Raw genomic sequence first — 25,615 nt, 5'->3', positions numbered from 1 at the left:
CTAGCGCGGTTCGCCGATCATCGGCCGCCGGCGCAGGCGTTCGACCCGCGCGGCCAGCCGGTCGGCGTCTTCCCGCAGGAGGTCCACAGCATTCAAAAACTGTTCGATCACCTGGCGCGGCGGCAACAAACGCAGCTCTTGTTGCACATACTCGCCGCCATCGCGCAGCAAGACATCGCCAGTTCGTCCACTCCAGGCCCGCAGACCGTCCCACAAACCGCCGAGGCGACGAGCGACCACATCCCCGACAACCCGCGACAGTTGCTCTTCCCAGTCGATATCCAGCCGCGCCAGAAGGGCTTGGAACTCCCGCCCCACCCCGACATCGCCCTCGATGGCGATCTCTTCGCCGCTGGCACGCTGCCCGCGCCATTGCCGGAACAGCGCCGCGGGCGTGGCACGAATCCGCACACTGGGTTCAGCCTCACAGCGGTCCGTCACCTGAATGCCACCGGGCTTGGGCAGTAGATAGAAAGTCATCGCCACACCGCTCGGTTCGATCGCAATGACGTGACCGCTCAGCGCACCCAAACGGGGGAACATCTCGGGGTCCAGGCGCAGAACCAGGTTGAGCGCGGTCTCCAGACTGGCGGCGATCACGGCGGGTGTCACGCGAGGCTCCTGGATAGGATGGGGTCGGAGAAGAGATTGAGGAGGATCAAAGCTTATAGCCGCGATGCACCGCGACAATGCCGCCGGTCAGGTTGAAATACTGGCAGCGCTCAAAGCCCGCCGCCTCCATTAGCCGCAGCAGGGTTTCCTGATCCGGATGCAGGCGAATCGATTCGGCCAGATAACGGTAACTGGCGGCATCGCCGGCCACCAACTTGCCCAGAATGGGCAGTACCGCAAAGGAATACAAGTCATAGGCCGGCTTCAGGCCCGGCGCGATCGGATGAGAGAACTCCAGGATGAGCGCCCGCCCACCCGGCTTGAGCGCCCGGTACATATCCGCCAGCGCCCGCTCCTTGCGGGTGACGTTGCGCAAGCCGAAGCCGATGGTGATGCAATCGAAGGTCTGGTCGGGAAACGGCAATTGCTCGGCGTCGATCTGGGCGTAGGCGATATTGCCGGCCGCGCCCTCGTCGATCAGCCGTTTGCGACCCTCGTCCAACATGCGGGCATTGATGTCGGACAACACCACCAGTCCCTTCGGTCCGACCAGAGGCAACAAGCGGCTGCTCAGATCGCCGGTACCCCCGGCCAGATCCAGCACTCGCTCGCCCGGCCGCACGCCGCTGACGCTCACCGCGAATCGCTTCCATACGCGGTGAACGCCGAGCGACATCAGATCGTTCATCAGATCGTATTTGCCGGCGACGGAATCGAACACGCCCGCCACCTTGCGGGCCTTCTCGGCGGCGGCCACTTTCTGGTAGCCGAAATGTGTGGTTTCGGGGGGTTCCATATTCGCGGGTTCCTGGGACAAATACCGGTTCAGATCGGGCGCTGGTGGCCGGCTTCGGCCAGCCGCCGCAGATAATCCCGCCAGTTGCGCTCCTGATTCGCTCCCAGATCGTACAGGATGTTCCAGGAATACAGGCCGGTCGAGTGGCCGTCGTCGAACACCAGCTTGACCGCGTAGTGGCCCACCGGTTCGATAGCGCTAATGTTGACCGTTTCCTTGTCGGTCACCAGAGTGGCGCTGCCGGGTCCGTGGCCACGGACTTCGGCCGAGGGCGAAAACACCCGCAGGTACTCGCAGGGCAACTGAAAACGCGCGCCGTCATCGAAGGTAACCTCCAGAACGCGGGACGCCTGATGCAATTTGATTTCGGTGGGATGAGTGCTCATGGTCGGGCTTCACAGAATGTAACGGGTCAGATCTTCGTGCTTGATCAGTTCGCCCAAATGGGCGTCGACATAGGCCAAGTCGACGGTCACCGCTTGGCCGGAACGGTCGGGCGCTTCGAAGGAAATCGTTTCCAGCAGCCGCTCCATGACGGTGTGCAGCCGACGGGCGCCGATGTTTTCGGTGCGTTCGTTGACCTGGCAGGCGACCTCGGCCAAGCGGCGTACCCCATCCGCCACAAACTTCAGTTCGACGCCTTCGGTGTTCAGCAGCGCCGTGTACTGCTCGGTGAGGGAGGCGTCCGGTTCAGTCAGAATCCGCACGAAATCCTCGGTGCTCAGGGCGCTAAGTTCCACCCGGATCGGCAAACGGCCCTGCAATTCGGGGATCAGATCGGAGGGCTTGGCCAGATGAAAGGCTCCGGAAGCGATAAAAAGAATGTGATCGGTACGCACCATGCCGTACTTGGTGGAGACGGTACAGCCTTCCACCAGCGGCAACAGATCGCGCTGTACGCCCTCACGCGAGACATCCGGACCACCGTACTCGCCACGCTTGGCCACCTTGTCGATTTCGTCGATGAAGACGATACCGTTCTGCTCCACCGCCGCCAATGCCCTGAGCTTGAGTTCATCCTCATTGATCATCTTGGCCGCTTCCTCTTCCTGCAACAGCTTGAGAGCATCCTGCACCTTGAGCTTGCGCGTGCGCGTGCGGCCGTTATTGAGGTTCTGAAACAGGCTTTGCAACTGATTGGTCATTTCCTCCATGCCGGGCGGCGCCATGATCTCCACCCCCACCGGCCGGGCCGTAACCTCGATTTCAATTTCGCGGTCGTCCAGATCGCCTTTGAGCAAACGCTCGCGCATCTTCTGGCGGGTCGTGGAATGATCCGCTTGTTGCGGTTCATTGGCGAAGCCAACGCTGCGCGGCTTCGGCAACAGCGTATCCAGCACCCGCTCGTAGGCGGCTTCCTCGGCGCGGTGACGAACCTTGTGCATTTCCTCCTCGCGCACCATCTTGATCGCCCCATCCATCAGATCGCGGATGATGGACTCCACATCCCGGCCCACATAGCCGACCTCGGTGAACTTGGTGGCCTCGACCTTGATGAAGGGCGCGTTGGCCAGTTTGGCCAGCCGTCGGGCGATTTCAGTCTTGCCCACCCCGGTCGGGCCGATCATCAGAATATTTTTCGGGGTGATTTCGCTGCCCAGCGCCGGCTCGACCCGCATCCGCCGCCAACGGTTGCGCAAGGCGATGGCCACCGCCCGCTTGGCGGCATCCTGCCCAATAATATGTTTATCCAGTTCCTGGGCGATTTCTCGGGGGGTCATCTCCGACATGCTGGGCTACCGTTTGGGCGTGTGAGGTAAAGATAAACCGGCGGGCGCATCGATCCCAAACAGCGCATCACGCAACCGCCAGCTCTTCGAGGGTCAGATTCTCGTTGGTGTATATGCAGATGCCGGCGGCGATTTTCAAGGCCTGTTCGACGATGGTCCGCGCGTCCAGTTCGGTATGCTCGAGCAGCGCTTGGGCGGCGGCCTGGGCGTAAGCACCGCCAGAACCGATCGCCGCCAGATCGTTTTCCGGCTCAATGACGTCGCCGTTACCGGAAAGGATCAGGGTAGCGTGGGGATCGGCGACGATCAGCAACGCCTCCAAACGCCGCAACAAGCGATCGGTACGCCAGTCCTTGGCCAGTTCCACGGCGGCGCGGGTCAGGTTGCCGCCATGCTTTTCCAGCTTACCTTCGAAGCGCTCGAATAGCGTGAAGGCATCCGCGGTGCCACCCGCGAACCCCGCAATCACCTTGTTCTGATATAAACGCCGCACCTTGCGGGCGTTGCCCTTCATCACGGTGTTGCCCAACGTCACTTGGCCGTCGCCGCCGATCACGACCCGACCGTCGCGGCGCACGGCCAACACCGTGGTGCCATGCAATGATTCCATGCAAGTGCCTCTCGATTGTGTGCGGGATTGTACACGATATCCGGGATACGGCAGGAGGGAAGCGCGCCCGCCCCGACCATCGAAAAAAAAGAAGCCCCGGTTACAAGGGGGAATGGAACCGGGGCGAATCGATATCCGGTTTAGCTAACCGGACATAGCCCGCTCAGGGAGGGAAGCGGACAGGCGTAAGGGCTTACGCTTACTTCCTGAGATGGGGACAATTCGAGAAAGTTCAATGGCGCTCAACAGCCGGGCGAATTGAGAGTCAAGGTCATGGTAATCCCCCGTGGCGACAGAAAATTCCACCGCCGTGTCGTCAGCGGTCCAGATATTCTCCAAACAGATCATGTTCGTCGGACTCCATGATCCGCACCGGGACAAATTCGCCGACCGGCAGATCCGCGCCGTCCTCGATATAAACGACCCCATCGATCTCCGGCGCATCGGCGCTGGAGCGGGCGATGGCCGTTCCTTCTTCGTCGATGGCATCCACCAAAACGGTCAAGGCACGGCCGATCTTACGCCGCAACCGGCCGGCGCTGACCGTTGCCTGCAACTCCATCAGCCGGGCTTGCCGTTCCTGTTTAACTTCCTCCGGCACCGGATTCGGCAACTGGTTGGCAGTGGCGCCTTCCACCGGCGAGTAGCTAAAACAGCCAACCCGATCCAGCTCCGCCTCTGCCAGGAACTCCAGCAAACACTCGAAATCATCCTCGGTCTCGCCGGGAAAACCGACGATGAAGGTGCTGCGCAGGGTGAGATCCGGACAAATTTCCCGCCAGCGGCGAATTCGCCCCAAGGTGTCGCCGGTATTGGCCGGCCGCCTCATGGCCTTGAGCACACGCGGACTGGCATGCTGCAACGGCACGTCCAGATAGGGTAATACCCTGCCTTCCGCCATCAGTGGCACCACCTCATCGACATGCGGATACGGGTAGACATAATGCAGTCGCACCCAGACACCCAATTCACCCAATGCCGCCGCCAGACTGGTCAGACGGGTCTTGAGCGGCCGACCGTTCCAAAAACCCGCGCGGTAACGCATATCCACTCCATAAGCGCTGGTATCCTGAGACACGACCAACAGTTCCTTGATTCCGGCCCGGACCAGATTTTCCGCCTCTCGCAGCACCTCGCCAACCGGTCGGCTGACCAGATCGCCCCGCAGTTGAGGGATGATGCAAAAGCTACAGCGATGGTTGCAACCCTCGGCAATCTTCAAGTACGCATAATGTCGAGGGGTTAGTTTGATACCCTGCGGCGGCACCAAATCCATGAACGGATCGTGCGGCCGAGGTAGGTGGGTATGAACCGCCATCATGACTTCCTCGCAGGCGTGCGGCCCGGTCACCGCCAACACACTTGGATGCAGGTCGCGCACCACGTTCCCCTTTGCGCCCAGACACCCGGTCACGATCACCTTGCCGTTTTCGGCCAGCGCCTCGCCGATGGCTTCCAGCGATTCCGCCACCGCCGCGTCGATAAAACCACAGGTATTCACCACCACCAGATCGGCGGCTTGATAGGTAGGCGCCAAATCGTAGCCTTCGGCTCGCAAACGAGTCAGGATTTGTTCGGAATCCACCAGCGCCTTGGGACAACCGAGGCTGACAAAACCGATTTGGGGGGGATGGCTCATGGGATCATGCATGCGGGTGGGCTCGAAATGGAACGGTGGCGTCGGGCCATCGGCCGGAAACTTGGAAAGTTGAAGCGATACGCTCTTGCGAGTCAAGCTGGAAAATAGCTATATTGTGAAGCTTTAATCATCCATTGGAGCATCGCTACCCGCGTGTCGGCGATGATGCGTCTTGGATCGGCCAACAGCATCCCTAAGGTTTCAGCAGCCATGCAAAAAGATATTCATCCTCAGTACCGCGACGTGGTGTTCCAGGATATCTCCACCGATTTCGCCTTTCTCACCCGCTCCACCATCACCGCCAAGGACACCATCCAGTGGACCGACGGCAAGGAGTATCCTCTAGTGAAAGTGGAGGTCTCCAGCCAATCGCACCCGTTCTACACCGGTAAGCAGAAGATCGTGGACACCGCCGGCCGGGTGGACCGCTTCCGCCGCAAGTATGGCTTGTCCTAAAGGCTCTGGCTCAACCCGCGCAAGGCATCTGATGGATGCCTTTTATTTTGCCCGTCGCCGGCCGCCCCACTGGTCGAGAGGATTTTTCGGCAAAGCGGCATAGCTTGGGTTATCATTGTCATCGCTTCGAAAAAGGTGCGTAACACGCTGAATCACTGTCGGATTACCGCCAGCTTAACCAGAACGCGACAACGAATGGCCAGCCGGTTCTGGCCCATCACCCCACTCTGGAGGTTATGAATGGCAACGATCACCTTGAAGGATGATATCACTGGAAAAGCCGCACAAATGCCAGTGCTGGAGCCGGTCTACGGCCATCCCGTGGTGGATATCGGCAAGCTGGCCAAGGAATTCGGTTACTTTACTTACGACCCCGGCTTCATGTCCACCGCCAGCTGCCAGAGCGCGATCACCTACCTGGATGGCGACAAGGGCGAACTACTGTATCGCGGCTTTCCCATTGAGCAGCTGGCCGAGCAGTGCAATTTCCTGGAAGTCAGCTACCTGCTGCTTTACGGAGAGTTGCCCAACACCGAAAAGAAGCAGATTTTTGAAACCAGCATCGCCCGACATAATCGGATTCGCGAAAACCTGAGGCGATTTTTACACGGCTTCAACCACGATGCCCATCCGATGGCGATGATGGCGGCGGTGGTCAGCTCGCTGTCGGCCTTCTTCCACGACCGCCTCGACATCCGCGATTACGAGCATCGCATGGTCACCGCCCGCCGGCTGATCGCCAAAATGCCGACCATCGCCGCCGCCTGCTACAAGCACAGCATCGGCGATCCCACGATTTACCCTCGTGACGATCTGAGCTATACCGGTAATCTGCTGTACATGATGTTCAGCCTTCCCGGTAAACGCTACGAAGTCGATCCCATCGCCGAACGGGCGCTGGACGTCCTGTTCACCCTGCACGCCGACCACGAGCAGAACGCCTCCACCTCGACCGTGCGGCTGGCCGGATCTTCGGGCACCAACCCCTATGCGGCGATCGCCGCCGGCATTAGCTGTCTGTGGGGACCGGCGCATGGCGGCGCCAACGAAGCCGTGCTCCGGATGCTGGAGCAGATCGGCGATATCAAGAACGTCGATAATTTTATAGCCAAGGTCAAGGATAAGAACTCCAACGTGCGCTTGATGGGCTTTGGCCATCGCGTTTATAAAAATTTCGACCCGCGCGCCAAGATCATCAAGGAAATCTGCCACCAGACCCTGGAAGCCTACGGCCATGACCCGCGCCTGGATCTGGCGATGCGGCTGGAAGAGATCGCCCTCAATGACGATTACTTTGTCGAACGCAAGCTATATCCAAACGTCGATTTCTATTCCGGCATCATTTACAGCGCGCTGCAGATCCCGGTCGAGATGTTCACGGTGATGTTCGCCATCGCCCGTACTGCCGGCTGGATCACCCATTGGATGGAAATGATCACTGAAAAGGATCAGAAGATCGGCCGACCGCGGCAGTTGTATATCGGCGAAACGCGCCGTGACGTGAAATCGCTGCAAGAGCGCGAATAAACCAAGCCCTCGCGCAGTCCGGGAACAAAAAAGGCGATTTTTGAATCGCCTTTTTTCTTGACAAGTTTGCCCGCACCGATCAACGGCACGAGATCCGCCTCAGATCCGCTGTTTAGTACTCTTCCGTGGCTTGCCGTTGGGTTCGGCGGGAACGGTGGCGATCTTGGTTCCTGGCTTGGCCGGCTTGGCCGGCTTGACCGCAGTCGCCGGTTTTTTGCCCGGATTCCTCCCCCGTACCGCCTTACCGGACGGTTTGGCCACCATCACCTTCGCGGCCGGCTTCTTCCGGGCAGCTTGCGTCCTGGCGGCAGTGCTTTTGGCGGATGCCGCCACCCCGTTCCTGGCGCCCGCGCGCCCTCGTTTACCCGCCAGCGCCGGCCGAACCACAGCCGCGCGAGCCGCCGTCGGCGTGATCACCGGTATATGCCGGACCATGACCGGTTCCGGCTCCACCCGCACGGGCGGTGGTGCCAAGCCATATCGAGAAAATCCATAATCGAGCAGACTACGGGCGTCCTGCCACAACGTACCCCGGCTGGGGCTATTGAAAACAGCCACAATCAGCGGGATACCGCCCCGATCCGCCTCGCCGACGAAGCAATGCCGGGCTTTGAAGGTAAAGCCGGTTTTACCGCCGCGCGTCCCCTCGTAAGACGCCAGCAAGCGATTGGTGCTGTGTACCGGCACCATCCGCCAGTCACCGTACGGACCGGACCCCGACTCAATGCGCAAAGCGGCGGTGCGGGTGCGCACGATGTCAGAAAACAATGGATAGTGCATCGCCCAGCGAAAAACCAATGCCAAATCATAGGCGGTGGCGTAATGATCGTCGTCGGGTAAACCGTGCGGGTTCGTGAAATGACTGTTGCGCGCCCCAATCTGCCAGGCCTTGGCGTTCATCAACCCGGCAAACTGGTAGACCGAACCGCCCGCGGCCTCCGCCAAGGTCTCGGCGGCGTCATTGCCCGATTTCAGCAACAACCCATACATCAGATCCTGCATCGTGACCATCTCGCCAGCCCGCAAGCCAATGCGACTCGGCGCGACACTGGCAGCCTGCGCGCTGACGGGCAATCGCGCATTCGGATCAAGCCGATCCAACGCCACCAGCGCGGTCAATACCTTGGTGGTGCTGGCTGGCGGCAGACGCAGGTGTGGCTCCTTGGCAAATAAAATTTCACCGGTCATGGCGTTCATCAGCACCGCCGCGCGCGCGGCCACTTCGGGCGCTGGCGAAAAGAACGGGGCTTGCTGTGCCGACAGCGGCCCCGCCGCTATCCATAAGGCAGCGCCGAGTATCCAGAGACAAGGCCGCCAATCCCGAAATGCACCAAAAGAGAATTTTAAAAACAAGAGGTTAACTCCATTGCCATTTTGAGTTTGGGCCGGGCCGCCCAAGGTTTCCAGCGGCAAAATCTCTATCGCCAGGCTCGCGTTCAGGAGCGACCTACATATTCTGAGCAATAATCGGGCAACCGGCTAGAGCCTGGCTTGAAATCCTCGGCGGGGCCAAACGCGGCCAGCAACGGAACACGAAAACGAGTCATCGTTACCGCCGCCTGGAAGGGTGCGCTGGTTTATACCGCTGACTGGGACCGGGCAAACAACATATCCCAAACCTCATGACCCAAGCGCCGGCCACGCCGTTCAAATCGAGTTAACGGTCGGTACGCCGGACGCGCGGCAAATCCGTCGCCATCCGCCGCATTCGTGAATTCAGGAACGGCGCGCAACACGTTCAGGATCGAACGAGCATAATCCTCGCAATCGGTGGCCACATGCAGTTGCCCAGCCCATTTTAGCTTAGAAACCAGCAGCGTAACGAACGATGGCTGAATCAGGCGACGCTTGTGATGCCGTGCCTTGGGCCATGGGTCGGGGAAAAAAATCTGAATGCGATCCAGACTCTCGTCCGGCAGCTGCCGAAAAACCTCGACAGCGTCGGCGCACATGACTCGAAGATTGCTCAGGTTCAGTGCCTCGGCGCGCAGCAGTACATGCCCGATACCCGGACGATGGACCTCAATGCCCAGATAATCCATCTCGGGGTGGGCCATCGCCATGGCGACCAGGGACTCGCCATCGCCGAAACCGATTTCCAACACTAACGGCGCACGACGGCCGAACAGCCATTCCGGTTCCAGCGTCGCCACGCCAGCATCAACCCCGAACCGCGCCCAGCACTCCACAAATGCCCGCCGCTGGGCGCGCGTCATCCGGCCCTCGCGCCGGACAAAGCTGCGGATTCGCCGCGACGCTTCATCGCCAGTATTCGAATCCTCCACAACAAGGAAGGTCGACGGAGGAAACTTCATGGTGTCGTCAGAATTCATTGGTCTTTCGATCCGCACTACAACGATATTCGGAATCATTAATCACAAGAGCGGCTAGCCATCTGAAAGATTACCCCTCGAACCGCCACATAAATATAGTCAAAATCATTGCAGTCATAAAAAAAAATGCTTTACAATAATCGAATGGTCCTAATCAAGGGCTCCTAACAGCAAACATTGACAACGGCAAACGAAAAACCATGAGCGACAACATCGAAGACTTCATCCATTCCTATTCCGTCGAGCAACTTAAACAGTTGATCCAGACAGCCGAAGATGCCATCGAACAAAAAAAGACCGGTGAAATCGAAGCCCTTCGCGATCAAATGATCAAAATGGCCGATCAATACGATATGACGCCGGAAGAGGTAATCAACTATTCGGGCCGCCGGAAGAGATCGCCCGGCAAACCTAAATACCGCAACCCTAACAACCCCGAGCAGACTTGGACAGGGCGTGGCAAAAGGCCAGGCTGGCTGAAGCAGGCGGATGACATCGAGGTTTTCCGAATCCCTGAATAGATTTTTCGGTTAAATTCCGCCAAGAGAGTAAGTCTTAATCATCTTGCAAGCTAGTTGCTTTATCTCTATGATTCTCGGACTATCCGCTTAATTGGGTTCAAGGCAGACGGGAAGAACGCGAGATCATATGGCGGGTGTAGTTCAATGGTAGAACCTCAGCTTCCCAAGCTGATGGCGTGGGTTCGATTCCCATCACCCGCTCCAAAGTCAAAGGGTTAGGCCGCAGCGCGTAACCCTTTAGTCTTGTAAAGAAAGTTCCCGTTAACACTCTTCGCGGTGACGCCTCAAGGCTAACACCAACCCAGTTGCCGGTAGCGTCTGACCCATTCCACGGGAGAATGCCCGCCATGATTCACGTCGCAATCGCCGGCGCCGCCGGCCGCATGGGGCGACAGTTGCTTGATGCATGCAGTCGGGTCGAAAATATTCGTTGCTCCGTGGCTTCCGAACACCCCGATAGCCCGTTTATCGGCGCCGATGCTGGCGAAATCGCCGGTATCGGCCGGCTGGGCATCCCCATCACCGCCGAACTGGCGTCACTGGCTGATCGCTTCGATCTGCTGATCGATTTCACCAAGCCGGCGGTAACCCTCGCTCATCTTGCGCTATGCCAATCCGCGGGCAAGGCGATGGTGATCGGCACCACTGGCCTGTCCGCGGAACAGAAAGCGGAAATTGCCGCCGGCGCGGTACGGATTCCCATCGTATTCGCGCCCAACATGAGTGTTGGGGTCAACCTCTGTTTTAAGCTGCTGGAGCTGGCGGCGCGGACCTTGGGCGACAGCGTCGACATCGAGATTCTCGAAGCCCACCACCGCCATAAGGCGGACGCCCCCTCCGGCACGGCGCTGGCGATGGGACAGACGATTGCTGGAGTGCTCGGCCGAGACTTGGCGCAATGTGCGGTGTACGGCCGGGAAGGCGTCACCGGCGAGCGCGACCGCAATACCATCGGCTTCGCCACCCTCCGCGCTGGCGACATCGTCGGCGACCATACCGTCCTGTTCGCCGACGATGGCGAACGCATCGAAATCACCCACCGCGCCTCCAGTCGGATGACCTTCGCCAAGGGCGCCGCGCGCGCGGCCGCCTGGCTGGCAAACCGTCCCCCCGGCCTGTATGACATGCGAGACGTGCTCGACCTGCACTGAGAGCACTACCCACTGGCAATTCCGCTCTCTAGAGCCACACGGCATGATTTGCTAAACTCCTCGCCAGTTCAGCCATGTCTTTTGCATCGCATCCTGGGAGCAGCCCGTGCGCTGCTCCCTTTCCGTGTGCCCATTCTGGAGGCTCCCTTGAGGAAACCCGCGCTTCTGGCCCTGGAAGACGGTAGCCTGTTCCAGGGCGAATCCATCGGCGCCGATGGATTCGCCCAAGGCGAAGTTGTTTTCAATACCTCGATCACCGGCTATCAAGAAATTTTGACCGATCCTTCCTACTGCCAGCAGATCGTGACCCTGACTTATCCTCATATCGGCAATGTCGGCACCAACGACGGCGATGAGGAAGCGGGCACAATCCACGCCAGCGGCCTGGTAGTGCGGGATTGTCCGCGCCGTGCCAGCAACTGGCGCAACCGGCAATCGCTGGACAGCTACTTGCGCGAACGCGGCGTGGTCGCCATCGCCGGCATCGATACCCGGCGACTGACCCGCCTGCTGCGGGAAAAGGGCGCACAGGGCGGCTGCCTGATCGCGGGCGACGCTCCCGACGTGGATCGGGCGCTACACCTGGCTCGTGGATTTCCTGGCTTGAAGGGCATGGATTTGGCCCAAGTCGTCAGCGTCACCGAACCCTACGAGTGGCAAGAGGGCAACTGGTGCTTGGCCGACAATGGCTTTCCAAGCGTGCGCGCCACCCGCCACCACGTTGTCGCCTACGACTATGGCGTCAAGCGCAACATCCTGCGGATGCTGGTTGCCCGCGACTGTCGAGTCACGGTCGTGCCGGCGCGGACGCCGGCCAGCGCGGTCATCGGCCTGAATCCCTCCGGTGTATTCCTGTCCAACGGACCCGGTGACCCTGAGCCGTGCGACTATGCCATCGTCGCCATCCGCGAGTTGCTGGACACCGGGATTCCGCTGTTCGGAATCTGCCTCGGCCACCAGTTGCTGGGGTTGGCCAGCGGCGCGCGTACCGTCAAGATGAAATTCGGCCACCACGGCGGCAACCATCCGGTGCTGGATCTCGACAGCGGCCGAGTAATGATCAGCAGCCAAAATCACGGCTTTGCGGTGGACGAAGCCACATTGCCGACCAACTTGCGCGCGACTCACCGCTCGCTGTTCGACGGCTCGCTGCAAGGTCTCGCCCGCACCGACCGACCGGCTTTCAGTTTCCAGGGTCACCCGGAAGCCAGCCCCGGCCCGCACGACGTGGCACCGCTGTTCGACCGGTTCATCGATCTGATGGCGGCAAACCGACCTGGCACATGAGCCGAGCAAACATGCCCCCTCTGCCGCCCGTATCTCGTTGTCCTTGTCCGATACCCGACCCCGATACCCGACCCCGACACCCGACCCCGACCCCTGAGCCATGCCCAAGCGCACCGATTTGCACAGCATCCTGATCATCGGCGCCGGTCCCATCGTGATCGGTCAAGCCTGCGAGTTCGACTACTCGGGCGCCCAAGCCTGCAAGGCGCTGCGGGAGGAAGGTTACCGGGTGATCCTGGTCAACTCCAACCCCGCCACCATCATGACTGACCCCAACATGGCCGACGCCGTGTACATCGAGCCGATTCATTGGCGAACGGTCAGCCACATTATCGCCCGCGAACGCCCGGACGCCCTGCTGCCGACCATGGGCGGCCAAACCGCGCTGAACTGTGCGTTGGACCTGGCCCGCCACGGCGTATTGGCACAATATGGCGTGGAAATGATTGGCGCCTCTCCCGATGCCATCGACATGGCTGAGGACCGCGAGCGCTTCCGCCAGGCGATGCACGAGATCGGGCTGGCCACCCCGCGCTCGGTGGTCGCTCACACGCTGGAGGAGGCACTGGCCCAGCATCACGAGATTGGCTTTCCGACCATCCTCCGTCCCTCTTTCACCCTGGGCGGCAGTGGCGGCGGTATCGCTTATAACCGTGAAGAACTGGTCGAGATTCTCGAACGCGGCCTGGATCTGTCGCCGACCAGCGAAGTGTTGCTGGAAGAATCGGTGCTGGGCTGGAAGGAATATGAGATGGAAGTGGTCCGCGATCGGGCCGACAACTGCATCATCGTTTGCTCGATTGAGAATCTCGACCCGATGGGGGTACATACCGGCGACTCCATCACCGTCGCCCCAGCCCAGACCCTGACCGACAAGGAATACCAGATCATGCGTAACGCCTCGCTGGCGGTGCTGCGCAAGATCGGCGTCGATACCGGTGGCTCCAATGTCCAGTTCGCTATCAATCCCGATGATGGACGCATGGTGATCATCGAGATGAACCCCAGGGTCTCGCGTTCCTCGGCGCTGGCCTCCAAGGCCACCGGTTTTCCCATCGCCAAGGTCGCGGCCAAGCTGGCGGTCGGCTATACCCTGGACGAACTCAAGAACGAGATCACCGGCGGCCGCACCCCGGCGTCGTTCGAACCGAGCATTGATTACGTCGTTACCAAGGTGCCGCGCTTCAACTTCGAAAAATTTCCGCAAGCCAACCAGCGCTTGACCACCCAGATGAAATCGGTCGGCGAGGTGATGGCCATCGGCCGGACCTTCCAGGAATCGCTCCATAAGGCCTTGCGCGGACTGGAGATCGGCGTCGACGGTTTCAACGAAATCCTCGACCACCAGCATCCTGACCCGCACATCGAGCTTAAGCACGAATTGGGTATGCCTGGCCCGCAGCGGCTGTGGTTTGTCGCCGAAGCCTTCCGGCTGGGATATTCGGTGGAAGCGCTGTACGAACTCACCTGGATCGATCCCTGGTTCCTGACCCAGATTGAAGAACTGGTCCAGATCGCCGGCGAGGTGCGCGCCCTGGGCGCGGCGGCCTTGCAGGATCGGGAACGCCTGTATTTTCTCAAACGCAAGGGCTTCTCCGACAGCCGGCTGGCGACCTTGGCCGGCGTCACCGAAACCCTGGTCCGCCAGCGGCGCAATGAATTCGATATCCACCCGGTCTACAAGCGGGTCGATTCCTGCGCCGCCGAATTCGCCACCAGCACCGCCTATCTGTATTCCACTTATGAGGAAGAGTGCGAGGCCGAACCGACCGACCGCGCCAAAATCATGGTGTTGGGCGGCGGCCCCAACCGTATCGGTCAGGGTATCGAGTTCGACTACTGCTGTGTCCACGCCGCCCTCGCCCTGCGCGAGGATGGCTACGAAACCATCATGGTCAACTGCAATCCGGAGACGGTATCCACCGACTTCGATACATCCGATCGGCTGTATTTCGAACCGCTGACCCTGGAAGACGTGCTCGAAATCGTCCGCAAGGAGCGGCCCAAGGGGGTGATCGTCCAGTACGGTGGCCAGACGCCGCTCAAGCTGGCCCGGCCGCTGGAAGCCAACGGCGTGCCGATCATCGGCACCACGCCGGACGCTATCGACCGTGCCGAGGATCGCCAGCGCTTCCAACAGATGATCGCCCAGCTCGGTTTGCTGCAACCGCCCAACCGCACCGCCCGCGAACCCGAGGAAGCGGTGCGGTTGGCCCAGGAAATCGGCTACCCGTTGGTGGTACGCCCTTCCTACGTGCTGGGCGGCCGGGCCATGGAAATCGTCCATCAGGAAGAGGACCTGCGCCGCTACATGACCAATGCCGTACAAGTCTCCAACGATTCGCCGGTGCTGTTGGACTGCTTTCTCAACAATGCCGTCGAGGTGGATGTGGACGCGCTCAGCGACGGGCGCGAAGTCATCATCGGCGGCATCATGGAGCATATCGAGGAAGCCGGCGTGCATTCCGGCGATTCCGCCTGCTCGCTGCCGCCCTTTTCCCTCAGTCCGGCGATGCAGGATCGGCTGCGCGAACAGGTGCGGGCGATGGCGCTGGCGCTGGGCGTGGTCGGGCTGATGAACACCCAGTTCGCCATTCAGGGCGACGATATCTACGTGCTGGAAGTCAACCCGCGCGCTTCCCGCACCGTGCCTTACGTTTCCAAAGCCACCGGCCGACCGCTGGCCAAAATCGCCGCTCGTTGCATGGTCGGACGCGGACTGGCTGAGCAGGGGGTATCCGGCGAAGTGATTCCCGCCTATTATTGCGTGAAGGAAGCCGTGTTCCCCTTCGTCAAATTCCCCGGCGTCGATCCCCTGCTAGGGCCGGAAATGAAATCCACCGGCGAAGTCATGGGCGTTGGGCGCACCTTCGGCGAAGCCTTCGCCAAGGCCCAACTCGGCGCGGGCGACCAGTTGCCGCGCGGCGGGCAAGCCTTCATCAGTGTACGCGATGCCGACAAGCCCAAGGCGGTTGAAGTCGCCCGCGAACTGCAAAGGCTCGGCTTCGGGCTGGTCGCCACCAAGGGAACCGCAGCGGCCTTGCGCGCCCTCGGCCTCGCCTGCGATACCGTCCATAAGGTAGGGGAAGGCCGGCCACACGTCGTGGACATGATCAAGAACGATCAGATCAATCTCATCATCAACACGACGGAAGGCAAACAGGCGATCGCCGATTCTTACTCCATCCGTCGCGAGGCTCTGATGCACAAAATCAGCTACACCACCACCATCGCCGCCGCGCGAGCCACCTGCCAGGCCTTGCGCGAACTCGACAACGGAAGCGTGAACTGCCTCCAGGATTTGCACCGGGAACTGCTCGCATGACTCAGAAGGTACCGATGACCACCACCGGCGCTGAAAAACTGCGCGAGGAGCTGCTCCAACTGAAAACGGTGGCGCGGCCGCAGATTATCGCCGCCATCGCCGAGGCCCGCGCTCACGGCGATCTGAAGGAAAATGCCGAATACCATGCCGCCCGCGAGCAGCAAAGCTTCACCGAGGGCCGCATCGCCGAAATCGAAGCGAAGCTGGCCTATGCCCAGATTATCGACGTCACCATGCTACCGCCCTCCGACAAGGTGGTGTTTGCCTCCACCGTGCTACTGACCGAGGAGGACAGCGAGGAAGAAAAACGCTACCAGATCGTTGGCGAGGACGAAGCGGATATCAAAGCAGGCAAGATTTCATTCAGCTCACCCATCGCCCGAGCATTGATCGGCAAGTTCGTTGGCGACATCGTCGATGTCCAAACACCCGGCGGTCTGAGAACCTACGAAATCGTCGACGTCCAATACATCTAAGTGAAAACCGCGAGGCATGCGTCATCCTGGCCGTATTCCCGTTACCGGAAATCGGGGGTTCGTCGGTCTATGTTTGGGTTGTCCGCCGGAAACCCGAGGCACGAATGAAACAAACGCTTGTCAGAAAGGAGGTCGGCTGCTTATAATCTCGACCCCGTTTGACGGGCGATTAGCTCAGTGGTAGAGCACTACCTTCACACGGTAGGGGTCGCTGGTTCGAACCCAGCATCGCCCACCACTTCAAGATAAAAAAGCCGTTCACTGGAGCGGCTTTTTTCATCCCGCCGGACAGCGCACTCGACTTAAACCGGCTCCAGATCGGCCACTCCTTCCTTGTCATGCTCGATCATGGCATAAGCCGAGTGGTTGTGGATGGATTCGAAATTCTCCGACTCCACCGCATATGCCGCAACGCGATCATCCTGATTCAACTTGGCGGCAATATCGCGCACCATATCCTCGACAAACTTGGGATTGTCGTAGGCTCGCTCGGTGACATACTTCTCGTCCGGACGCTTGAGCAATCCGTACAATTCGCAGGACGCTTCCTTTTCCACCAAGTCGATGATGTCCTCGATCCAGATAAAATCCTGGGCGCGCACATTGACTGTCACATGTGAGCGCTGATTATGCGCGCCGTATTTGGAAATTTTCTTCGAACAGGGGCATAGGCTGGTCACCGGCACCACGACTTTGACGTTCATGGTCGGCCGGTTGTCACGAATCTCGCCAATGAAGGTCACCTCGTAATCCATCAGGCTCTGGACTGCGGATACCGGCGCCACCTTGGTGACGAAATACATGAAGGTCATCTCGATATGACCGGCTTCCGCTTCCAGTCGCCCGGTCATCTCGGTCAGCATGTCCTTGAAGGAATCCACCGAAATCTCGCGGCCCGGCACGTTCAGAATCTCCACGAAACGCGACATGTGCGTGCCCTTGAAATTATGAGGCAGATTCACATACATATTGAATGTGGCAATGGTGTGCTGTTCGCCCCCGCTGCGATCACGGACTTTGACCGGATGGCGGATATCCTTGATTCCCACCTTGTTGATCGCCAATCGGCGGGTATCGGCGCTGTTCTGCACGTCGGGAATATGGATTACCGCCGGCATGGCCGCGGGACTCATCATTGATGGCTTCATGCAATCCTCTCAACCGCGCGCCTTCGCGCGCTTCATTCAAGATCCAACGCCTCGCACCGTTCCAACCGGTCGCGGAAGTGTTTCGACGCCACTGGTTGGATGATCAAATCGACGGTTAATTCCCGAGCATATCGCTCAGTCATCACACCGAGGGCGGGACGGAGCGCTTTATCCCCCAATCCGTCAGTTGCCGGAGCACGCCTTCCACATCCAAACCGCATTCGGCCAACAGTTCATCGCGCTCGCCCTGGCTCACGAAGCGATCCGGTAATCCGATATTGTAAACCGGGACTTGAATACTCCGTGCCGCCAGACACTCGTTCACCGCGCTGCCCGCGCCACCGGCCACCGTATTCTCTTCCAAGGTCACCAGCCAGCGGTGTTCGGCGGCCAACCGTACCACAACCGCTTCATCCAGTGGTTTGATAAAGCGCATGTTCACCACGGTGGCATCCATCTGTCGAGCCACAATCTCGGCCACCTCCACCATGCTGCCGAAGGCCAGCAATGCCAGATCCCGGCCGCGACGGCGGACGACGGCTTCCCCGAGTGGCAACGCCCGCATCTCCCCTCGCCGCACTTCCACTCCAGCACCCTTGCCGCGCGGATAGCGCACCGCCGCCGGCTGGTTCAACTGGAACCCGGTGTAGAGCATCCGCCGGCATTCGTCCTCATCGGCCGGGGCCATCACCACCAGATTGGGAATGCAGCGCAGGTAGCTGTAGTCGAAGTTGCCGGCGTGGGTCGGCCCGTCGGGTCCCACCAACCCGGCACGATCAATGGCGAACAGCACCGGCAAATTTTGCAGGGCGACATCATGAATCAATTGATCGTAAGCGCGTTGCAGGAACGTGGAATAAATCGCCACCACCGGCTTGAACCCCTCGCAGGCCAGACCGGCGGCCAGCGTGACCGCATGCTGTTCGGCGATCGCCACATCGAAATAGCGATCCGGAAAGCGCTCCGCAAACTCCACCAGACCGGATCCTTCCCGCATGGCCGGGGTAATGCCGATCAAACGCTCGTCCCGCTCGGCCATATCGCACAGCCATTCCCCGAACACCTGGGTATAGCTCGGTCCCCCGCCCGGCCTGGCTGGCTTGAGCCCGCACGCCGGGTCGAAAATACCGACTCCGTGATAGCCAACCGGTTCATCCTCCGCCGGCGGATAACCCTTGCCCTTGCGGGTGACCACATGCAACAGTCGTGGTCCCTCAAGCGCCCGCAGGTTGTGCAGGGTCTGAACCAGCGTCGGTAGGTCATGCCCGTCCACTGGTCCGAAATAATTGAAACCCAGCTCCTCGAAGAGGGTGCCGGGAGCAAACATGCCTTTGACGTGTTCCTCGGCGCGTCGTGCCACTTCCAGCATGGGCGGCACCCGACTGAGCATGCGTTTACCGCCTTCCCGGACACTGGAGAAGAATCGACCCGACAGCAGCTTGGTTAGATGGGCCGATAAGGCGCCGACGTTTGGCGAAATCGACATTTCGTTATCGTTCAGCACCACCAACAGGTCGGGCTTTAGATGGCCGGCATGATTGAGTGCTTCGAATGCCATGCCGGCGGTCATGGCGCCATCGCCGATCACCGCCACCACCTTGCGGTCGCTGCTTGCCTGCTCGGCGGCGATGGCCATGCCCAGCGCCGCGCTGAGCGAGGTGCTGGAATGACCGACACCAAAGGTATCGTAGGGGCTTTCGTCCCGCTTGGGGAACCCGGCGATACCGCCTTTGCGCCGCAGGGTTTCCATCTGGGTTCGACGGCCAGTCAGAATCTTGTGCGGATAGGTTTGATGGCCCACATCCCAGACCAAGCGATCCTCGGGCGTGTCAAACACATAATGCAGGGCGATGGTCAATTCCACGGTGCCCAGATTGGCAGCGAAATGCCCCCCGGTCCTGGCGACGGTTTGGATGAGAAACTCACGCAGTTCGCAGGCCAATTCCGGCAAGCGCGCTTCGGGCAACTGCCGCAGGTCGAGCGGCGTATCGATCTGTTCCAGCAACGGAAAAGCGGATCCGGTGGTCATCGTGACAAAGTCCATGCCCATTCGTGGTTTTACGTGAGGGATGCGTCGAGTGGCTATGGCCACCCAACACTTCAAGCTGGCTAGTAGGCGCGCTCGACGATGTAAGTGGCAAGCCAACGCAGCGGATCGGCTTCGGCCCCCAAGGGCTCAAGGCTGGCCAGCGCTTCCTGGTGCAGCGCGCGCGCGTGCTCGCGGGCACCGTCCAAACCCAGCAGCGCGGGGTAAGTAGGCTTGTTGAGCACCCGGTCGGCCCCCTGGGTCTTACCGAGAGTGGCGGTATCGCCGACCACATCGAGAATGTCATCGCGAATTTGGAAGGCCAGACCGATGCATTTGGCATAGCGATCCAAGCGCTCCAACACCGCGGGCTCGACTTCCGGCCGACTGAGCGCTCCAAGCAGCACACTGGCACGAATCAATGCGCCAGTTTTGTGGATATGCATATTTTCCAATTCCGCCAGAGTCAGATCATCCCGACCGACCGCCGCCAGATCAATGGCCTGACCACCCACCAACCCACGTGAACCGGCGGCTTGCGCCAATAGGCCGAGCATCCGCATGCGAATGGCGGAATCGGGGATCATGGCGGGATCCTGAGCCAACACCTGGAATGCCAGCGCCTGCAAGGCGTCGCCGGCCAGGATCGCCAGCGCCTCGCCGAACACCCTGTGGCAGGTTGGCCGACCGTGGCGCAATTCGTCGTTATCCATCGCCGGCAAGTCGTCGTGGATCAGGGAATAGGCATGGATGAATTCCACCGCGCAAGCCGGACCGTCCAAGGATTCAAGCACCGCGCCGACCGCCGCGCCAGCCGAGTAAACCAGCACTGGCCGGATGCGTTTGCCACCTCCCAGTACCGCGTAGCGCATGGCCTGATGCAGATCGCCGGGGTGGAGATCCGCGGCTGGTAACCGTTGGTCGAGTGCTTGGTTGGCGTGGCTTTGATAGTGACTACTCCATTCCAAAACCATGGTCATCACACCGCTGTCTCGTCGAACGGCAGAATTTCCAGGCCACCTTTTTGCTCAAGCAATTGTTCCACTTTTTGCTCGGCCAGTTGCAGGGCGATTTGGCAGGTTCGTGTCAAGGCAACCCCCTGCTCGAACCGTTGCAAGGTTTCTTCGAGACTCAGTTCGCCCTGTTCGAGCTGCGCGACCACGCTTTCCAGTTCGGTCAGAGCCGCCTCGAAAGAAAGAGGGGAGTGTTTCTTAGCCGTCATACCTGCCCATCCGTTTTCGGTAGGCGCTTACGTTACCTTGCGGTTGGCGAACGGTCAATTTCGTGCGCAAATCCGCAGTGAGGTCCGAAAATGTGGAAAGGGTCGCGCCCTGACCCCGCTTTTCTCCCTGACGCCCGCCCGTGATTCCTTCGGTTGCCCACGGCTGGGCGGCGGTGCTCACACCGGGTCGGCAATCTTGGAGAACACCACCGGATCGGCGTCCTTGCCGGCATGCATTTTCCTGGTCTTGGCCTCCGGTCGCGAGCCATCTCGATCATCTTGTATTGGGGAAGTTGGCAAACTAACCGGGTACTCGCGAGGGGGATCATCGAACGAGGTCGGCGATGGCCCCGCTCTACTCGCCCCGCTGGGTAAAGCGGACGATGCGGCGGCGGTCCTGCTTGGTGGGGCGACCATTGGGAGGGGGAGAACCGAACTGTAGCAGGCGTCGCTGCTCGCCGAGCGCTTCGCGAGACTGGCGACTCTCGACACTCTCTTCGTACAGCAGAGCCGCTTCCTTGGCGGGGCCACGCCGCTCGCTGAGCGCCTTGACCGTAACGATGTACCGATCGGGACCGCGCTGGATAGACAGGACTTCCCCCACGCGCACGGCGTGGGCGGGTTTGACGCGCTGGCCACCGGCATGAACCTTACCGCCGGCAACCGCTTCGACCGCCAAGGCGCGTGTCTTGAAGAACCGCGCGGCCCACAACCACTTGTCGAGCCGAATCCGGTTTTCGTTATCGCCCGCGACCACCGCCGACCCCATCTTGATCCAATAGCAATTAGACCCCGCGCTAGCGCTGGCTGAGGCGCTGTTCTTCATCGGGCAAGGTGATATTCAATTCCAGAATTTCGCAGTCTCCTTCACGATCCAGATGCACCTTGATCTGACTCTGATCGATCGGCACATATTTACGCACCACCTCCAACAGCTCTTTTTTGAGCACAGGCAGGTAGTCGGGGCTGCCACGGCGATTACCCCGCTCATGCGCGACGATGATCTGCAATCTTTCCTTGGCCAGCGCCGCCGATTTGCTAGGCGGCGCGCGAAAGTAATCAAAAATGCCCATGGCTTAGTTCCCGCCAAATAGACGCTTCAGAAACCCCTTTTTCTGGGTCATGAGAAACCGATGCGGCAGATTCTTACCCAGGAAGCGGTCAACCAGATCGCTATAGGCGGCGCCCGCATCGCTACCCTCCTCCAAAATCACGGGAACACCGGCATTTGAGGATTGCAAAACAGTCGGCGATTCCGGAATCACGCCCAACAACGAAATGCCCAGTATCTCCAACACATCATCCACGCCCAGCATATCGCCCCGATCCGCGCGCTCCGGCGCGTAGCGCGCCAGCACCAAATGCTCCTTGACTGGCTCGTCGCCTTGTTCGGCTCGACGCGAACGACTGGCCAGAATGCCGAGGATGCGATCGGAATCGCGCACCGATGAAACTTCCGGGTTGGTAACCACCAATGCTTCATCAGCAAAATACAGCGACATCAGCGCCCCCCGCTCGATGCCGGCGGGCGAGTCGCAGACGATGTAATCAAAACTCTGCTTAAGTTCGTGCAGGATTCTCTCCACGCCTTCCTTGGTGAGCGCGTCCTTGTCGCGGGTCTGCGAGGCCGGTAGGATGTAGAGGTTTTCCACACGCTTGTCGCGAATCAGGGCCTGATTGAGATTGGCCTCGTTGTTGATGACGTTGATGAAGTCATACACAACCCGGCGTTCGCAACCCATGATCAGGTCCAAATTGCGCAATCCAACATCGAAATCGATGACGGCGGTCCGGTAGCCACGCTGGGCCAGACCGGTAGCGAAACTGGCGCTGGTCGTGGTCTTGCCCACACCCCCCTTGCCGGAAGTCACAACGATCACGGTTGCCAAGCTGCTGTTCCTACAAGTTGTGTTTTAAAAATTCATGAACTGCGCCGGACCCATCGGTCAACGGGTCAGATGCTCGATAATCAATCGATCATCCGCCAAATGGATCTGAGCGGCCTTACCCCAATCGCCCGAGCCGATCTGCTCGCTGACCCGGTAGCGACCGGCGATCGAGACCAATTCCGCTTCCAGTCCCTGACAGAAGATTCGCGCTTCCAGGTCACCCTTCATTCCCGCCTGAGCGCGCCCCCGCAGCAATCCATAGACATGGACATGGCCGTCCGCCATGATTTCGGCGCCGGCGCTGACTGTACCCAGAATGATCAAATCGCCATTCGGAGCATAGATTTGCTGGCCCGAACGCACCGGATGGCTAACGATCAGGCCGCGCGCCGACACCGGCTCGGCCCGTTGCTCGGGTTTCCTGGCGGGGCTGGCGGAGCGGCTTTCGGGCAACAACGGCAACCCCGCCAATCGGGCAACCGCCTGTAGTTTGGGATTGCCGTTACGAATCCCCACCGGCACCATGCCGCATCCTCTCAGCAGCTCGTACAGTGCGATGAAATCCACGCCTTCCCTGGATTCATGCAGTCCTTCCAGATCGATCACCACCGGCGTGTTATTGAAAAAACTGGGAGCCTGTTTGATTTTCTCCGTCAGATGCCGCTCGATGGCGACCCGATCCAACTTAAACAGATACAGGACAGTCAGCGTAAACAGGCTAGCCTTGAGTTCGAAGGGCGGTGGCTCTTCGCTGGTGAGAGGAGAGGATTTCAGCAGCATGGCGATTGAGGCACCTTGAGCTAAACGCAAGTGTAGAACATCATTCTACACATCAACCGTTACCGATGAACACGCATCCGGCCCGGCCGGCCGCCGTTGGTGGCTCAATGATCATGACCGTGTGGATGAACATGTCCGTGGGATAACTCTTGTGCGCTCGCGTCTCGCACGTCCAGTACCTCCACCTCGAAATTCAGGTTCTTGCCGGCCATCGGGTGGTTGGCGTCCAAGACCACACCTTTCTCGTTCACCGCCACCACCGTGAAATTCATTACGCCATCGGGGCTTTCGCCTTGGACCTGCATGCCGGCTTGAATAGTCTCGTTCGGAGGAAACTGTTCGCGCGGCACTTCGAACACGGCTTGCGGGTTGTATTCGCCATAGCCATCGGCGGGCGCCACCAGGACGGAGGAACTGAAACCGGCTTCATTGCCCTCCAGCGCCGCCTCCAAACCCCGGATGATATTGCCGTGACCATGCAAGTAAGTCAGTGGCTCGCGCCCGCGGCTGGAGTCGAGAGTCATGCCACCATCATCAGTCAAAGTGTAATGCAGGGATACGATTTTATCTTTTTCCGCCTTCATGAGCCCATCCGTCAGGTTGAAACAAAATTGTACTATAGATCATGGACGATGTTTTCGCCGCACTAAACCCGACCATCCGCTTATCTGATTAGCCGGCATGCCGCCGCCTCCCACTCTCCCGCCAAACACAGTCTAGCCTATATACTTTAACCATCCTTAGCTTAAAGGGAACTGTCGTGATGCTCATTCCGTCGTGCATCTACCGAGCTTTTCTTGCGCTGCTGCTATCCGGATTATTTTGGCTGGGAGGTTGCGCGGCACCGTCGGCGCCGGCCCGCGGTGACTCGTACACCGCCGCGCGCCAGCGCATTCTCGGCACCGCCGAACAACTGATCGGCACACCATACGTGCTGGGCGGCGAATCGCCCGGCGGAGTGGATTGCAGCGGTCTGGTGCAGTACGCTTATTTGCAGGCCGGTATCCGGCTGCCGCGCACGGCGATGGAGCAGTTCCGGTCGGCACGACCGCAGCGCAAGGTCCTGCCCGGCGATCTGCTGTTCTTCCGTACCGGCAACAACGGCAGGGTTTCACATGTCGGCATCTACGCCGGCAAGGGACAAATGATCCACGCCTCCTCCGGCAGTGGCCGAGTCCGCAAAGTCAGCTTGAATCGGCGCTACTGGCGACAGCGCCTAGTCGGAGGCGCAACGTTTCTCGGTGGCACGACATCGCTGGTCCAATATGCGGCACCGACCAACGGTGGCCCTTCCAGCTAACGATCGAGCATGGCCACTGGCTCGCCAGCGTCAAAGATCGCCAGGGTTCCGGCATTCATGATCGTCCACGGCTCGTTGTCGGTTAGCGGCCGGGTCGCCACCACGGTCACGACATCGTCAGGCGTGGTTTCCGCCTGGAAATCCACCATCATGTCAGCGTCCATCAAGCAGGCCTTGCCGAATGGCGCTCGCCGGGTCAGCCATGACAGTTGCGTGCTGCAATGCGCGTACAGATAATCGGCGTCGCTCAGCAGGAAATTGCACACCCCTCGCAGGTTCAATTCCCCAGCCAAGGCGCGGACATAGTGCCATAGCGCCGCTGGTCGCCGCGGCGGTTGGGGAAATCGGGTGCGGATGCGATCCAGTAGCCAGCAGAAAGCGTGTTCGCTGTCGGTGCTGCCGATGGGGCGGTAAAAATGCAGCGGTAATCGCTTGACTCCCCGCAATTGACCATTATGGGCAAACACCCAATGCCGACCCCACAGCTCACGGCCGAACGGATGGGTGTTTTCCAGGCAGACCCGGCCACGATTGGCGCGGCGGATGTGGCTGACCACGATCCGGCTCTTGATGGCGTAGCGCTGTACCAAACGGGCGATTTCCGACTCGGCGCTGGGATGGGGATCGTGAAAGGCGCGACAACCACGTCCCTCGTAAAAGGCGATGCCCCATCCGTCTCGATGGGGTCCGGTCCTGCCACCGCGCTGCATCAGGCCGGTAAAGCTAAAACAGATATCGGTGGGCACATTGGCGCTCATCCCGAGCAATTCGCACATCTCCCACCCCT

At 60.0% G+C, this 25,615-nt stretch carries 26 protein-coding genes and 2 tRNA genes; 10 read left to right on the top strand and 18 right to left on the bottom strand.

Annotated features, from left to right (window positions below; all coding sequences use genetic code 11):
- The 6 genes from IPM89_01880 to rimO form a co-directional block, all read right to left on the bottom strand.
- Nucleotides 1-612 (bottom strand): SCP2 sterol-binding domain-containing protein, encoded by a 612-nt coding sequence (locus IPM89_01880; protein ID QQS54632.1) that lies wholly within the window; start codon nt 610-612, stop codon nt 1-3.
- Between the two features lie 46 nt (nt 613-658).
- Nucleotides 659-1,408, bottom strand: a complete 750-nt coding sequence (gene ubiE / locus IPM89_01875; GenBank protein QQS54631.1) for a bifunctional demethylmenaquinone methyltransferase/2-methoxy-6-polyprenyl-1,4-benzoquinol methylase UbiE — start codon at nt 1,406-1,408, stop codon at nt 659-661.
- A 29-nt stretch (nt 1,409-1,437) separates the two neighbouring features.
- Nucleotides 1,438-1,794 (bottom strand): DUF971 domain-containing protein, encoded by a 357-nt coding sequence (locus IPM89_01870; GenBank protein QQS54630.1) that lies wholly within the window; start codon nt 1,792-1,794, stop codon nt 1,438-1,440.
- Nucleotides 1,795-1,803: 9 nt separating this feature from the next.
- On the bottom strand, nt 1,804-3,138 hold the full coding sequence (gene hslU, locus IPM89_01865) for an ATP-dependent protease ATPase subunit HslU (GenBank protein QQS54629.1): 1,335 nt from the start codon (nt 3,136-3,138) through the stop codon (nt 1,804-1,806).
- 67 nt (nt 3,139-3,205) lie between these two features.
- Nucleotides 3,206-3,748 carry an ATP-dependent protease subunit HslV gene (gene hslV, locus IPM89_01860; GenBank protein ID QQS54628.1) on the bottom strand — a complete coding sequence of 181 codons (543 nt, stop codon included), beginning with the start codon at nt 3,746-3,748 and terminating at the stop codon, nt 3,206-3,208.
- Nucleotides 3,749-4,064: 316 nt separating this feature from the next.
- Nucleotides 4,065-5,387, bottom strand: a complete 1,323-nt coding sequence (gene rimO / locus IPM89_01855; protein QQS54627.1) for a 30S ribosomal protein S12 methylthiotransferase RimO — start codon at nt 5,385-5,387, stop codon at nt 4,065-4,067.
- 210 nt (nt 5,388-5,597) lie between these two features.
- On the opposite strand from rimO, the gene IPM89_01850 reads away from it, so the two are divergent.
- The gene (locus tag IPM89_01850; protein ID QQS54626.1) at nt 5,598-5,843 is read left to right on the top strand and encodes a type B 50S ribosomal protein L31; all 246 of its coding nucleotides are present in this window, start codon (nt 5,598-5,600) and stop codon (nt 5,841-5,843) included.
- A gap of 240 nt (nt 5,844-6,083) precedes the next feature.
- On the top strand, nt 6,084-7,370 hold the full coding sequence (locus tag IPM89_01845; GenBank protein ID QQS54625.1) for a citrate synthase: 1,287 nt from the start codon (nt 6,084-6,086) through the stop codon (nt 7,368-7,370).
- A gap of 99 nt (nt 7,371-7,469) precedes the next feature.
- Here the strand turns inward: IPM89_01845 and IPM89_01840 are convergent, their stop codons facing one another.
- A complete protein-coding gene (locus IPM89_01840; GenBank protein QQS54624.1) occupies nt 7,470-8,723 on the bottom strand; it encodes a D-alanyl-D-alanine carboxypeptidase in 1,254 nt (417 codons plus the stop codon).
- A 224-nt stretch (nt 8,724-8,947) separates the two neighbouring features.
- Nucleotides 8,948-9,685 (bottom strand): tRNA (guanosine(46)-N7)-methyltransferase TrmB, encoded by a 738-nt coding sequence (gene trmB, locus IPM89_01835; GenBank protein ID QQS55740.1) that lies wholly within the window; start codon nt 9,683-9,685, stop codon nt 8,948-8,950.
- A 218-nt stretch (nt 9,686-9,903) separates the two neighbouring features.
- Between trmB and IPM89_01830 the strand changes: the two genes are divergently transcribed.
- From IPM89_01830 to IPM89_01800, 7 genes are all read left to right on the top strand, one after another.
- The gene (locus IPM89_01830) at nt 9,904-10,224 is read left to right on the top strand and encodes an H-NS histone family protein (GenBank protein QQS54623.1); all 321 of its coding nucleotides are present in this window, start codon (nt 9,904-9,906) and stop codon (nt 10,222-10,224) included.
- Between the two features lie 130 nt (nt 10,225-10,354).
- Nucleotides 10,355-10,428: transfer RNA gene (locus tag IPM89_01825), tRNA-Gly, on the top strand.
- A gap of 143 nt (nt 10,429-10,571) precedes the next feature.
- On the top strand, nt 10,572-11,375 hold the full coding sequence (gene dapB / locus IPM89_01820; protein ID QQS54622.1) for a 4-hydroxy-tetrahydrodipicolinate reductase: 804 nt from the start codon (nt 10,572-10,574) through the stop codon (nt 11,373-11,375).
- Nucleotides 11,376-11,522: 147 nt separating this feature from the next.
- A complete protein-coding gene (gene carA / locus IPM89_01815) occupies nt 11,523-12,662 on the top strand; it encodes a glutamine-hydrolyzing carbamoyl-phosphate synthase small subunit (protein ID QQS54621.1) in 1,140 nt (379 codons plus the stop codon).
- 100 nt (nt 12,663-12,762) lie between these two features.
- Nucleotides 12,763-15,987, top strand: coding sequence for a carbamoyl-phosphate synthase large subunit (carB, locus tag IPM89_01810; GenBank protein ID QQS54620.1), 3,225 nt, complete (start codon nt 12,763-12,765; stop codon nt 15,985-15,987).
- Nucleotides 15,984-16,463, top strand: coding sequence for a transcription elongation factor GreA (gene greA, locus IPM89_01805; GenBank protein QQS54619.1), 480 nt, complete (start codon nt 15,984-15,986; stop codon nt 16,461-16,463). Before carB ends, greA begins: the two co-directional genes overlap by 4 nt.
- A gap of 163 nt (nt 16,464-16,626) precedes the next feature.
- Nucleotides 16,627-16,701 (top strand) — tRNA-Val (locus IPM89_01800).
- Between the two features lie 64 nt (nt 16,702-16,765).
- Here IPM89_01800 and IPM89_01795 read toward each other — a convergent pair.
- The 9 genes from IPM89_01795 to IPM89_01755 all read right to left on the bottom strand — a co-directional run bounded on the left by IPM89_01795 (nt 16,766) and on the right by IPM89_01755 (nt 24,112).
- Entirely contained in the window at nt 16,766-17,596 is an 831-nt protein-coding gene (locus IPM89_01795; protein ID QQS55739.1) for a GTP cyclohydrolase I FolE2, read from the bottom strand.
- 157 nt (nt 17,597-17,753) lie between these two features.
- The gene (gene dxs, locus IPM89_01790) at nt 17,754-19,640 is read right to left on the bottom strand and encodes a 1-deoxy-D-xylulose-5-phosphate synthase (protein ID QQS54618.1); all 1,887 of its coding nucleotides are present in this window, start codon (nt 19,638-19,640) and stop codon (nt 17,754-17,756) included.
- An 80-nt stretch (nt 19,641-19,720) separates the two neighbouring features.
- On the bottom strand, nt 19,721-20,617 hold the full coding sequence (gene ispA, locus IPM89_01785; GenBank protein QQS55738.1) for a (2E,6E)-farnesyl diphosphate synthase: 897 nt from the start codon (nt 20,615-20,617) through the stop codon (nt 19,721-19,723).
- On the bottom strand, nt 20,617-20,859 hold the full coding sequence (locus IPM89_01780) for an exodeoxyribonuclease VII small subunit (protein ID QQS54617.1): 243 nt from the start codon (nt 20,857-20,859) through the stop codon (nt 20,617-20,619). The genes ispA and IPM89_01780 overlap by 1 nt, the downstream gene beginning before the upstream one ends.
- 355 nt (nt 20,860-21,214) lie before the next feature.
- Nucleotides 21,215-21,628 carry an RNA-binding protein gene (locus IPM89_01775; GenBank protein ID QQS54616.1) on the bottom strand — a complete coding sequence of 138 codons (414 nt, stop codon included), beginning with the start codon at nt 21,626-21,628 and terminating at the stop codon, nt 21,215-21,217.
- A 28-nt stretch (nt 21,629-21,656) separates the two neighbouring features.
- Complete coding sequence (gene minE / locus IPM89_01770) at nt 21,657-21,932, bottom strand: cell division topological specificity factor MinE (protein QQS54615.1); 276 nt, start codon at nt 21,930-21,932, stop codon at nt 21,657-21,659.
- Between the two features lie 3 nt (nt 21,933-21,935).
- Nucleotides 21,936-22,748 (bottom strand): septum site-determining protein MinD, encoded by an 813-nt coding sequence (minD, locus tag IPM89_01765; protein ID QQS54614.1) that lies wholly within the window; start codon nt 22,746-22,748, stop codon nt 21,936-21,938.
- A gap of 57 nt (nt 22,749-22,805) precedes the next feature.
- The gene (gene minC, locus IPM89_01760) at nt 22,806-23,528 is read right to left on the bottom strand and encodes a septum site-determining protein MinC (GenBank protein QQS54613.1); all 723 of its coding nucleotides are present in this window, start codon (nt 23,526-23,528) and stop codon (nt 22,806-22,808) included.
- A 104-nt stretch (nt 23,529-23,632) separates the two neighbouring features.
- On the bottom strand, nt 23,633-24,112 hold the full coding sequence (locus IPM89_01755) for a peptidylprolyl isomerase (GenBank protein ID QQS54612.1): 480 nt from the start codon (nt 24,110-24,112) through the stop codon (nt 23,633-23,635).
- Between the two features lie 179 nt (nt 24,113-24,291).
- Here IPM89_01755 and IPM89_01750 point away from each other — a divergent pair, with 179 nt between their 5' ends.
- On the top strand, nt 24,292-24,828 hold the full coding sequence (locus tag IPM89_01750; protein ID QQS55737.1) for a C40 family peptidase: 537 nt from the start codon (nt 24,292-24,294) through the stop codon (nt 24,826-24,828).
- On the opposite strand, the gene IPM89_01745 is transcribed toward IPM89_01750, so the two are convergent.
- Nucleotides 24,825-25,604, bottom strand: coding sequence for a class II glutamine amidotransferase (locus IPM89_01745; protein QQS54611.1), 780 nt, complete (start codon nt 25,602-25,604; stop codon nt 24,825-24,827). The two genes, IPM89_01750 and IPM89_01745, sit on opposite strands and share 4 nt — an antisense overlap.
- Nucleotides 25,605-25,615 lie beyond the last annotated feature (11 nt).

Source organism: Candidatus Competibacteraceae bacterium (assembly GCA_016699715.1).
Lineage (GTDB): Bacteria > Pseudomonadota > Gammaproteobacteria > Competibacterales > Competibacteraceae > Competibacter.
The sequence above is the reverse complement of the archived record's forward strand: the minus strand, read 5'-3'. Positions and strand labels throughout refer to the sequence as shown.